This is a genomic window from Bacillus sp. Marseille-Q1617, assembly GCF_903645295.1.
GTDB lineage: Bacteria > Bacillota > Bacilli > Bacillales > Bacillaceae_B > Rossellomorea.
The window spans coordinates 2,287,698-2,298,248 of the sequence record NZ_CAHJXM010000001.1 but is presented as its reverse complement, the minus strand read 5'-3'; the positions used below and the strand labels follow the sequence as shown (position 1 = coordinate 2,298,248).

General features: G+C 39.6%; 10 protein-coding genes and 1 pseudogene. 8 read left to right on the top strand and 3 right to left on the bottom strand.

The features are described from left to right. Positions 1-237: 237 nt before the first annotated feature. Entirely contained in the window at positions 238-426 is a 189-nt protein-coding gene (locus tag HWX64_RS11505) for a MerR family DNA-binding transcriptional regulator (protein WP_175989563.1), read from the bottom strand. Between the two features lie 444 nt (positions 427-870). Beyond that, positions 871-1,896 (bottom strand): annotated as a pseudogene (gene lsrB / locus HWX64_RS11500) (autoinducer 2 ABC transporter substrate-binding protein LsrB). 31 nt (positions 1,897-1,927) lie between these two features. Between lsrB and HWX64_RS11495 the strand changes: the two are divergent. The 6 genes from HWX64_RS11495 (at position 1,928) to HWX64_RS11470 (ending at position 7,226) form a co-directional block, all read left to right on the top strand. Further along, the gene (locus tag HWX64_RS11495; RefSeq protein ID WP_175989562.1) at positions 1,928-2,314 is read left to right on the top strand and encodes a histidine kinase dimerization/phospho-acceptor domain-containing protein; all 387 of its coding nucleotides are present in this window, start codon (positions 1,928-1,930) and stop codon (positions 2,312-2,314) included. Positions 2,315-2,380: 66 nt separating this feature from the next. After that, positions 2,381-2,716, top strand: coding sequence for an ATP-binding protein (locus tag HWX64_RS11490; protein ID WP_175989561.1), 336 nt, complete (start codon positions 2,381-2,383; stop codon positions 2,714-2,716). A gap of 364 nt (positions 2,717-3,080) precedes the next feature. Further along, complete coding sequence (locus tag HWX64_RS11485) at positions 3,081-4,061, top strand: NADPH:quinone reductase (protein WP_175989560.1); 981 nt, start codon at positions 3,081-3,083, stop codon at positions 4,059-4,061. A 611-nt stretch (positions 4,062-4,672) separates the two neighbouring features. Beyond that, positions 4,673-5,452, top strand: coding sequence for an ABC transporter ATP-binding protein (locus tag HWX64_RS11480; RefSeq protein ID WP_175989559.1), 780 nt, complete (start codon positions 4,673-4,675; stop codon positions 5,450-5,452). 27 nt (positions 5,453-5,479) lie between these two features. Next, a complete protein-coding gene (locus HWX64_RS11475) occupies positions 5,480-6,448 on the top strand; it encodes an ABC transporter substrate-binding protein (RefSeq protein WP_175989741.1) in 969 nt (322 codons plus the stop codon). A gap of 4 nt (positions 6,449-6,452) precedes the next feature. Next, a complete protein-coding gene (locus tag HWX64_RS11470) occupies positions 6,453-7,226 on the top strand; it encodes an ABC transporter permease (protein WP_175989558.1) in 774 nt (257 codons plus the stop codon). 68 nt (positions 7,227-7,294) lie between these two features. On the opposite strand, the gene HWX64_RS11465 is transcribed toward HWX64_RS11470, so the two are convergent. Then, on the bottom strand, positions 7,295-7,738 hold the full coding sequence (locus HWX64_RS11465; RefSeq protein WP_175989557.1) for a helix-turn-helix domain-containing protein: 444 nt from the start codon (positions 7,736-7,738) through the stop codon (positions 7,295-7,297). A gap of 140 nt (positions 7,739-7,878) precedes the next feature. Between HWX64_RS11465 and HWX64_RS11460 the strand changes: the two genes are divergently transcribed. Together HWX64_RS11460 and HWX64_RS11455 are read left to right on the top strand one after the other, a co-directional pair. Continuing rightward, positions 7,879-8,406 (top strand): DUF4242 domain-containing protein, encoded by a 528-nt coding sequence (locus tag HWX64_RS11460; protein ID WP_175989556.1) that lies wholly within the window; start codon positions 7,879-7,881, stop codon positions 8,404-8,406. Positions 8,407-8,598: 192 nt separating this feature from the next. Next, positions 8,599-9,690 carry an acyl-CoA/acyl-ACP dehydrogenase gene (locus HWX64_RS11455; protein WP_175989555.1) on the top strand — a complete coding sequence of 364 codons (1,092 nt, stop codon included), beginning with the start codon at positions 8,599-8,601 and terminating at the stop codon, positions 9,688-9,690. Positions 9,691-10,551: the final 861 nt, after the last annotated feature.

Here is a 10,551-nt window from a genome sequence, read left to right as displayed (position 1 = left end):
CCCCTAATTTGTTATAGGGGTATTATTTGTAACGGCAGTTAAACTTATACTCCAAAAAGTAACTTAGCGAAAGAAAACAGGCAGGTCTTAAAAACTTAAAGTTTGTGAACAAATGTACTTAAACTAACGGGGGCTTTTCTTGAATAAGGAGGACCTTTTCCTAAGTCTATTAAAAAGCATAAATCCCCTACTTTTTGTCCTAAAGTGAAGTGACGGATCTTTGGTTCCCTCAAAACACTACACTACATTGAAGAAGGAATGGCGTATAAAAAGAAAACTCGCCAATACTGAGCGTTCTGAAAATAACCGCCTACCAGCTTCATCACGCTCCATTAGTGGTAGTAATCCTTTTTTTTCATAATAACGTAATGTTGGTTCTGGAATATTGAATTTGGCTGAAGTTACGGTTATTGAACAATATTTCATCTGGAGACCTCCAAATTTTATCTTTCGTTGTCGACAGGATATGATACGACTTAAACCAAAGTTTAAGTCAACAAAAAAGCAAAAAATATTTTAGTCTTACAAGTTAATGAATACAGACATATGGTCATAATATTTCTAAAAAGGAAAATCAAAAGAAAATAACATATCTTTGTTGAAATACTATTCGGTGTGAACCGTATCAGTTAAATCGATAAAAATGCCACTCTAAGTAACAAAGATCTTGAAAAGGTGTGCTTAAACTCCCTCAGTGGTGGGGACGGTTCCCACTCTACTTTTCTCATTTAATAAAAACTCATCACAACATATTCATCCCTGCAAACATGGTTACGCGGTAAAAGTAGGGTGAGAACCGTCCCCGTTTCACAGAAAAAAGGATTGATCAAAAGCCTTCCGGCAATTTATCAATCCTTTACATTATCTTATTTAAAAATCATACTCATCAATATTATCCTTCGTAAACACAACCCGCTCAGGCAATAGAATAATCCCGCTGTCCTCAGCTTCATAATCATACCCTTAAATACTGTTCGGCTCGATCTTTACCTTGCCGATTTCAGGTACTTCGAACTCGTCTCCGACTTTAAGGTCTTTTCCTTCTACTGTCATGAGGTAGGCAACATATGCAGCAAGTGCCCCTTGTTTCTTAACATCCCATAATCCGAATTGTTTGACGGTGTCGCGTTTGACGTAGTCGCGCATGACGTTTGGTGTGGAGAATCCGGTTACAACGACATTGCCTGCTTTATCCAGGTTTTCTGCTGCCTGGGCCATGGCAGGGAGGGCGGTGGCATCCGGGCAGATGACGGCATCAATATCAGGATATGTTTTCAGAATGCTTTCTCCGACAGTCAGTGATTTTTGAGCATCGTTTTCACCGTATTGGGTGGTGACAATTTCCCAGTTCGGGTATTTGTCTGCGATGATTTCTTTGGCTTTTGTGACCCATTGGTTCTGATCCGTAACGGTCGGGCTGGAGTAGAAGAACGCGACCTTGCCGGAATCGCCGATCTGATCGGACGTCATTTTAATCAGCAGCTCGGCTAGTTGGTCCGGCGTTCCCTGGTTGATATAGAAGGAACGATCTTCAGGTTTTACATCAGAGTCCCACGTGAGAATTTTGACTCCTTTATCTTTGGCGCGCTTGAGTGACTGGCTTAGTCCGTCCACTGATACAGAGGAAATCATTAAAGCGTCATAGCCCTGGTTGACAAAGTTATTGATGTATTTCACCTGGCCGGATACGGATGCTTCTGAAGGTCCGTCATATTTCAATTCCACTCCTAAAGTATCGGCCATTTCTTTTGCTCCCTGGCCGCCTGATGTGAAGAAGCCGACACCTGTCAGTTTAGGGATGAAGGCAAGCTTCGCATCTTTTTTGCCGCCACCTTCTTTCGCATCTTTTTCCCCGGAGTTTCCGCAGGCCATCAGGGATCCGACAATCAGTAACATACATAGAAAGGTAAGCACGGGGACGGTTCTCTTGCTTCGGAAGCGCAAGAACCGTCCCCGTGCTTCCCTGCTATTTACGATTGCCGTCACGTGGTTCTGTCCCGTGTTGATCGAGAAAATTCGTGAGACCCAACAGCTTAGGATGGATGTCCAGGACTCGGAGAAATTCAGGGTGATCAGTGAACTCACCGGTGTTTTTGCCCATGAAATCCGCAATCCTATGCAGGTGAGCAGGGGGTTTCTTCAACTCCTTGATGAACCCGATCTCCCTTATCGCCAAAAAGAATACATCAAGTTGTCGATTGAAGAATTAGACCGGGCAAATGAAATTATCGACGACTTTCTCGCTTTAGGCAAACCTTCAAACAGTACTTATGGAACCGTCAATGTTAGTGAACAGTTAAAACGTACAGCCTAACTGATTCAAACCTTCAATGTGAATCAGCAGGTTGAATTTCAAACCGACATTCAGGATGACTGCTGGATGAGAGCAGATCCCCAAAAGCTGAACCAATCCCTGCTCAATTTCTTGAAAAATGCTGTGGAGTCCATGCCGAATGGTGGAACCGTGTCGCTGTCATGTCATAAAACCGTCGATGGACACATCAGGCTCACCGTCAAGGACCAGGGAATCGGCATGAATCCGAAACAAGTCCAGCGCCTGGGCTCCCCTTATTATTCCCTAAAGGAAAAAGGGACGGGCCTCGGGATGATGGTCAGCTACCAAATCATCCATTCCTTTAAGGGAAAGATCAGAGTGGAAAGCGAAGAAGGGGTGGGCACTGAATTTGACATCGAGTTTCCAGGTGCTGAACCATAAAAAACGGTGGTGGCCTTACATTGGTCAACACCGTTTTTATTGAGTGATGTGTGGACGGTTCCCGTTCTGCTTTTCTTCATTTACAAGGGGAAAATAAACCCCGTAATTAATATGTTCCGAGGTTATGAGAATGAGGCAGTTTATTTAAAGAAATTAGAAAGAAGACCTTTCACAAAGAAAAAAGAAAAGGGGTAATATTAAGTTAATTTATTCATATAGAAGCAAATTGTTTATGAGGTGGGGACTTTTTTAAAGTAGAAGTAATGAATTAATATGTCCGCATTTGAGAGGATAATATTTTATACTTTAATATTACTTCAAATTCTAACTTTCAATATTTATTAATCACAAGGAGGCTGGGAACATGAAAGCAATTCAAGTTACACAATTTGGTGGACCTGAGAAATTAGTTTTTACAGATGTTGAGGATGTAGTAGCAGGAAAGAGAGAGGTATGTGTTCGTTTATTTGCGGCGGGAATCAATCCGAGCGATACTTACACATTATCTGGTACATATTCGTTTTGTACACCTCAATTGCCCTATACCCCAGGCTTAGACGGTGCAGGAATTGTGGAGTCGATCGGAGAAGAAGTCACAAATGTTCGAATTGGTGATCGTGTATTTATTGCGTCTTTAATGAGAAGTAATAGTACAGGTACATTTGCACAAAAAATAGTATGTGATGCAACTTTGGTTCATCCGTTACCAGATCATGTATCTTTTGAACAAGGTGCAGCACTGGGGGTACCTGCATTAACTGCATACCGTGTCCTATTTCAACGTGCCTGTCTTAAACCTGGTCAAACCGTGTTTATTCATGGTGCCAGTGGCGGGGTTGGATTACAAGTTGTGCAAATGGCTAAATCTCATGGAGCTAAAGTAATTGGGACAGCGAGTAAACCAGAAGGTAAAAAAATGGTTCAGCAAGCTGGTGCAGATTTTGTCATTGATCATGTGACAGAAGAAACCATTGATGATGTGCTAGCATTAATGGATGAAAAAGGACCGGATGTAATTATCGAGTTTTTAGCAAATAAGAATTTAGAAACAGATTTAAAGCTAATTGCACCATTTGGTAAAATTGTAATCGTTGGAAATCGCGGTTCAATAGAAATAAATCCGCGTTTTGCAATGGAAAAGGAATGTGATATTTTAGCAACAGCTCTTTGGAACGCACCAAAAGAAGAATATGAACAAAGCATTCAGGGGGTAATTGCCATGCTGACAAGTGGTACACTTCGTCCGATTATTGGTGAAACACTGCCGCTCCAGAAAGTATCACAGGGCTTTGAACAGCTAGAAAAAGGTATGGGAAATGGTAAACTTGTTTTGAAAATTAATTAATTAGTCTACAGAATTTTTTAAAGCACTGATTCAATAGCTTCAGGGAAGCTATTATTCTGAAACATCTTGAAAAACGCACTTAAAGTATGGGTGAATTAAGGGGAATTCTGATTCATGTGCTCCACCGTAAAATATAATGCGTTAAGGGCCTGGGCTGATGGCTGCATAACCAGCTTGCGAAAGTAAATCAGGACAAAGAGTACATTGAAGGATATATTTTTTCGCCCAGCTTACGGTGTTGTGATTGAGAAAGTAAAAGTAATATATATAGTTGAACAGAAGTATAATATAAAGCCTCTATTTGCACTAAGTATGCAATAGAGGCTTTTTTAATGTTAAGAAAATATAATATTCCTGGGTTGTGGATAAAAGGGATGGTTTCTGCATCCAGCTCCTGCGCCTGGCCCCTCGGCTCATATGGTTTAGTATTCTGATTTTTAGGACTTTGGGCGAAAAAATCATCCGGTGGTAAAAAACTAGGTTGAATTTTTTAACAAAGTATAATAAACTTACCTACAACAATACAAAGTAAGTATATCGGAATTAAGGGTCTTATAATCATACATATTTAATGCATAAAGATTTTATAAGATAGGGTGGGGTGTTAATGCATGGCAGATGATAAGCTCGTTCAAATAGATAATGTTAGTAAATCCTTTAATGGCAGTAGTGAACAAGTATTGAATAATGTTTCTTTACATGTGAATAGGAATGAATTTGTCTCCATCTTAGGTGAGAGTGGCTGTGGGAAAAGTACTTTGCTCAATATTATCGGTGGATTTGAGAAGGCTACTGCCGGCAAGGTCCATATAGATGGAAATGAAGTGAAAAAGCCAAGCAAAAATTGTATGATGCTGTTTCAAAATTATGGTTTACTGCCATGGAGAACAGTGTTTAAAAACGTTGAACTAGGTTTAGAGGGGCAAAAACTTTCTTCTGCTGAACGTAAAGACCGTGTTTTGAACTATTTAAAGTTAGTAGGTTTAGAGAACAAGGGGCAGCAATTCCCTCATGAGATGTCGGGCGGGATGCAGCAACGTGTGGCAATTGCCCGCGCTTTGATAACTGAGCCGGAAATTATTTTGATGGATGAACCACTTGCTGCATTGGATGCTTTTAACCGCTATTATTTACAGGATGAATTACTAAAGATTCAAGAAAGCAGCAACGCTACTTTTGTCCTTGTTACACATGATATTGACGAGGCTATTTATTTGTCAGACCGCATATTTATAATGAGTAAAAATCCTGGTGAAGTTCATCGTGAAATTAAGATTGAGATGTCAAAGCCTCGTGATCGAAGTCATGGTAATTTCCAATATTATCGTAAGCGGATTTTTGAAGAGTTTCAGTTTAGTGGAGGAAGTAATACTATTAGTTATCATATTTAACCGACAAAGGATGGGGAGGTATTCATGATGAAAAGTAAAGGAAAATGGAGCAAATTACTTGCGTTTGGATTAATTTTGGCACTGCTGTTGACAGGCTGTGGCGGGCAGGACAGTTCTAGTGGTGAAGAAGGAAAAACAAAGATTAGAATAGGCTATTTGCCTATCACTCACGCAGTTCCATTATATGTTGAAGAGGCACTTGCTGAAGAAGGCTTCGAAAACTTTGAATTAGAACTCGTAAAGTTTGGATCTTGGCCGGATCTGATGGACGCATTAAATACGGGTAGTATTGATGGGGCATCTGCCTTAGTAACCGTTGCGATGCGGGCAAAGGAACAAGGAATTGACTTGAAAGCAGTTGCTCTTGGGCATCGTGATGGTAACGCGCTTGTAGTAGCAAATGATATAGAAAGTGTATCAGACCTTAAGGGGAAGACATTTGCAATACCACATAAGTTTTCGACACACAATATATTACTCTACCAAGCTTTGAAACAAGCAGGTTTTTCTTATGATTATGTAAATGCCGTTGAGATGCCACCCGCTGAAATGCCAGCTGCACTTTCAGAAGGAAGGATTGCCGGATATGTTGTAGCAGAGCCGTTCGGAGCTCAATCCGTGGTGAATGGAAATGGAAAAGTTCTTTATCAAGAGGATGACCTTTGGCAAAATGCAATCGACTGTGCCCTTGTTATGCGAGGTGAGTTTCTTGAAGATGAACCGGAAGCAGCACAAGAGTTCATAGACTCCTATGTAGCGGCAGGGATGGAAGCAGAAGAAGGTCATGAGGAAACGAATACGATTATTAAGGATTATTTAGATGTAGATGATAAGGTGCTTGAACAGTCACTTGAGTGGATTTCGTATGATGACTTAAAAATTAATGAAGATTCCTATACAGAGTTGAGAAATTACATCAAGGAAATGGGTCTTTCTGAAAATCCACCAACGTATGAAGATTTCGTGGATAATTCTTTTATTAATAAAGCGATGTGATGACATGAATAACGCGGTAAAGAAGTTATTAAATATCTTAATAGGTTTTGCCATCCTTATCGCTCTTTGGCAGATGGTGATTGTAGTAACCGATGTTAATGAAAATTTATTTCCGACACCACTTATGGTTTTAAATGGAATTATTTCATTGATCGCAGATGGAACATTGTTCGTACACCTGCAGGTCAGCCTCTTTCGTTTTGCAACAGGCTATTTGTTAGCAGTCGTTACGGCAATTGTTTTAGGGTTATTGCTTGGACGCATGGAAAGAGTATGGAATATCATCGATCCAATCGTACAAGTATTACGTCCGGTTGCGCCAATCGCGTGGTCTCCATTTATTGTGTTATGGTTTGGTATCGGAAACGCCCCGGCCATCGTAATTATTTTCATTGCAGCATTTTATCCCGTGTTGCTTTCAACAGTTTCAGCTGTGAAAAAAGTGGATAAAACCTATTTGAAAGTTGCAGAGAATTTGGAGATAAAGCAACCCCAATTGATGACAAAAATCATTTTCCCGGCAACATTTCCATACATCGCCAACGGACTGCACATTGCTCTGGGCACGGCTTGGATCTTTTTGGTTTCCGGTGAAATGGTTGGTGCACAATCAGGCCTGGGTTACTTGATTGTTGATGCGAGGAATTTACTTCGATTAGATCTGGTTCTAGCCGGTATCATTTTTATTGGTTTATGCGGATTATTATTAGATAAAGCAATTACCGCTTTTGAAAAATGGATTCAGAAACAGTGGGGTGGAGTAACGCCGTCGAAGTAGGAATCTGGGCGTTGTCTCCATCTAATGAAACTGCCTTGAAAAGAAAATAGTCCCTAACACATTAAGTGTCAGGAACTTACTTTTTCTTCGTTCACTTCAACCACCGAAAGATTGTCAACGTTGGTCTCGCAATGTGGGCAGTAATAGGCGATTGTCACTTCATGCTGACACTCGGAGTGAATGATCTTTTTATAGCATTTTTGTAAATGGTCACGTCCCCATAACAGTATGGCGTTAAAGATGGGTTCTAAATCCTTTCCGCTATCCGTTAGTTGGTATTGATAGCGTGGCGGGTGTTCAGAGTACAACACTGAGGTGACAAGGCCGCATTTCTCTAAGTATTTTATACGATCAGACAAGATATTTGATGAGATTCCTTCCAAGGATTTTTTGATATCAGTGAATTGCACATTTCCTTTTAGGATTTCATGTGCAATTAATAGTGTCCACCGGTCTCCAATTATGTTTAATGTTTGTGCAATATTACAAGGTAAATTGTAGGTTGTTTTCAATTAAGGGTCCTCCTTTTGCGCGTAGCATTATTTTAACATAAATATATCATAAATATAAAAATGTTAGTTGGTTGTTTTTTGCAACTGAGTATAATAAAATAATCTATAGAGTAAATCTAATTTTTAAAGGAGTGGAGCAAATGGCTTTATTTTTAGTTGAGTCAACAGTAAACGGGGTTTCAAATAAATCTGCTTTTGAAAGCAAAGTCGAGGAAATCAATTCAGCAGTTGAAAAAAAGGAAGTTAACCTTGTAGAGGTGCAAGTTTCGAAGGATCTTTCAAGAACATTTTTCATTTTTGAAGGAGAAAGTCAAGAGGCGGTATCTGATTCTCTTTCAGACTTAGATCTGACTGTGGAATTAGTGAAAGAAGTAAGGTTAGTGGGTAAAGAGCTGGATGACGTAAAGAAACAAGCTGATAAGGTTAATTATCTGGTTCAATGGAACTTGCCGGAGAACTTGACGATGGATGCCTATCTAGATCGTAAGAAGAAAAATTCTGTTCACTATGCAGAGGTTCCTGAGGTATCCTTCTCAAGGACATATGTATGTGAAGATATGTCTAAGTGCTTATGCTTCTATGATGCTCCTGATGAAGATGCAGTAAAAAGAGCGCGTGAAGCAGTTAATACGCCTTTAGACTCCATTACTGAAATTGACAATGCCTAAGTGATAAGAGTGCAAGTGAGGCTTGAGGCACATGTGCCTCAAGCCCCGATTGTACGCATACTGGGTGCCTGACTCCTTGTTTTGTTTCTTATTCCACATGTTTTTCTCCTCATCATTATATTTCCTTACATAATGAGGCCAGAGTCCCCGGCCCGCCGTTAGAAAGCAATAATTTAAGAGAGGTAGAGTACTATGATATCAAAAGAATTTAGTCAAAATGATAAGTTGGAAGCCATCATACAAGAACAATTAAAGCCGTTTGTCAGACAAATAGATTGTGAAGCTTATTATGCGAAAGAATACTTGCTTGAATTAGGAAAAGCTGGATTTTATCAATCCCGGGACTTACCTGTCAATCACGTATTACAACGGGAAATCGCACTTGTTGAAGAAACGGCTAAGGTGTGTATGACAACGGCATTTAATTTGTGGTGCCAGTTAACATCGATGACTTACTTACGTCATAGTACGAATGCCTACTTGAAGGAAGAAATTTTACCGAAGCTCGAAAAAGGTGATCTTCTCGGTGGGACAGGGTTATCAAACCCAATGAAATTTTACGGTGGAATGGAGAAGCTGCACCTGAATGCAACGCGAACTGAAGGTGGTTATTCTGTGTCTGGAACACTGCCATCTGTTTCGAATCTGGGTGATACACATTGGTTTGGAATTGTGGCTGAAGTGGACGATGATCAACGAATCATGGCTTGTATCCCATGTGATGTGGATGGTTTAAACCTGAAGGAAAAAATTGATTATTTAGGTCTGAACGGAAGTGCAACGTTTGCCTGTCAATTCAAAGGTGTCTTTATCCCGGATAACTGGTTAATAGCTGAAGATGCCGATTCCTTTATCAAACAAGTGCGTCCGGCATTTATATTCTATCAAATTCCATTAGGCTTGGGTGTTACAGAAGCTGCAATTCATTCGATAAATAAAGTAAAATCCAAACAAGGCGGCTCGAATCAATACCTGCCAGTGCAAGCAGAAGAACTAGAGCAGGAGTTGGAAGGATTACGCGAGAAGACCTATAAGCTCGCAAGCATGACGACGGATTTTTCAATTGTGTGGGAAGAGCTCATTCGTATCCGTTTAGAGGTTGTCTATCTGACCTCTAAAGCAGTACATGCCAATATGATTCATAGCGGAAGTGCTGCCTACATTCAAAAAAGTGATCCATCAAGAAGGTTAAGAGAATCGTATTTTCTAGTTAATCTCACCCCGACCGTTAGACATTTGGAGATGCTTTTGGCTGGTGAGAAGCAGCATTTAGAGGGAAATTAGGGAGTGGCTTTTTAGAAGGTCTTTACAAAGAGATGAAGAGTTGAATCCGGCCCCTCTAATGAATTAGTTAATAATAATCAATCTATATTTAGTTAAAGATGAATAGTGGAAAATTGACAAGCAGAAGCTTAATAAGTAAGGGGTTCTGTTTTGAAGTACAAAATATGAATTATCATTGCTTTTAGTATAGTAATTCGCACCAAAATAAGAATCAATTTGGCAAGAAAATCAGAATAGAAAAATGCTTGGAGACAGATGCTCCAAGCATTTTTTATCCTAAGATAAGCACTGGTTAGTGATTTTTAAATATACAATAATTCTATAAAATAAACTACCAAAATAAGGGGAGAAATTCCTCTTATTGAGGAATTAGCACGAAGTATTGAGTAAATAGAGGGAAACATTCCCCCTATTTACTCTAAAAGCATGAAAATATACCTTTTTACTTGCCTTAACGGGAAAAACTCCCCTTATATCCCCCGAACCTAGCCCGATTCTGCAGGATAACGGGAAAAACTCCCCTTATTTAAACAATCAGAGGTTACTCACAATTAAGGATGAAAAAAATGTCTGCTTCATTGATCTGCCTCTCAAACATCAACACGCATCCCCTGCTAGTTAAAAATCATTTGTAGCACAACAATTGGTATAACAATTAACATGCGACTTTTCATGCTGACAAAAATTATGACCCCATGATAAAAAAGGTTCGAAATTCAGGGCGGATTTACAGTTTATGTTATTAACCCCTATATATATCAACTAAAAGAAGCAGTCTAATTCAGTTACGAAAAGGACTGCTAATTGGTGTGTTAATTTAGTTTTTGTATTCGAAATCCAAACCCGTTACTTAATAAGAAA

Bases quoted from the DNA above. Each gene is read 5' to 3' on its own strand.
- HWX64_RS11475 (WP_175989741.1), top strand. From the start codon at position 5,480: ATGAAAAGTAAAGGAAAATGGAGCAAATTACTTGCGTTTGGATTAATT.
- HWX64_RS11470 (WP_175989558.1), top strand. From the start codon at position 6,453: ATGAATAACGCGGTAAAGAAGTTATTAAATATCTTAATAGGTTTTGCC.
- HWX64_RS11490 (WP_175989561.1), top strand. From the start codon at position 2,381: ATGAGAGCAGATCCCCAAAAGCTGAACCAATCCCTGCTCAATTTCTTG.
- HWX64_RS11460 (WP_175989556.1), top strand. From the start codon at position 7,879: ATGGCTTTATTTTTAGTTGAGTCAACAGTAAACGGGGTTTCAAATAAA.
- HWX64_RS11505 (WP_175989563.1), bottom strand. From the start codon at position 426: ATGAAATATTGTTCAATAACCGTAACTTCAGCCAAATTCAATATTCCA.
- HWX64_RS11485 (WP_175989560.1), top strand. From the start codon at position 3,081: ATGAAAGCAATTCAAGTTACACAATTTGGTGGACCTGAGAAATTAGTT.
- HWX64_RS11455 (WP_175989555.1), top strand. From the start codon at position 8,599: ATGATATCAAAAGAATTTAGTCAAAATGATAAGTTGGAAGCCATCATA.
- HWX64_RS11480 (WP_175989559.1), top strand. From the start codon at position 4,673: ATGGCAGATGATAAGCTCGTTCAAATAGATAATGTTAGTAAATCCTTT.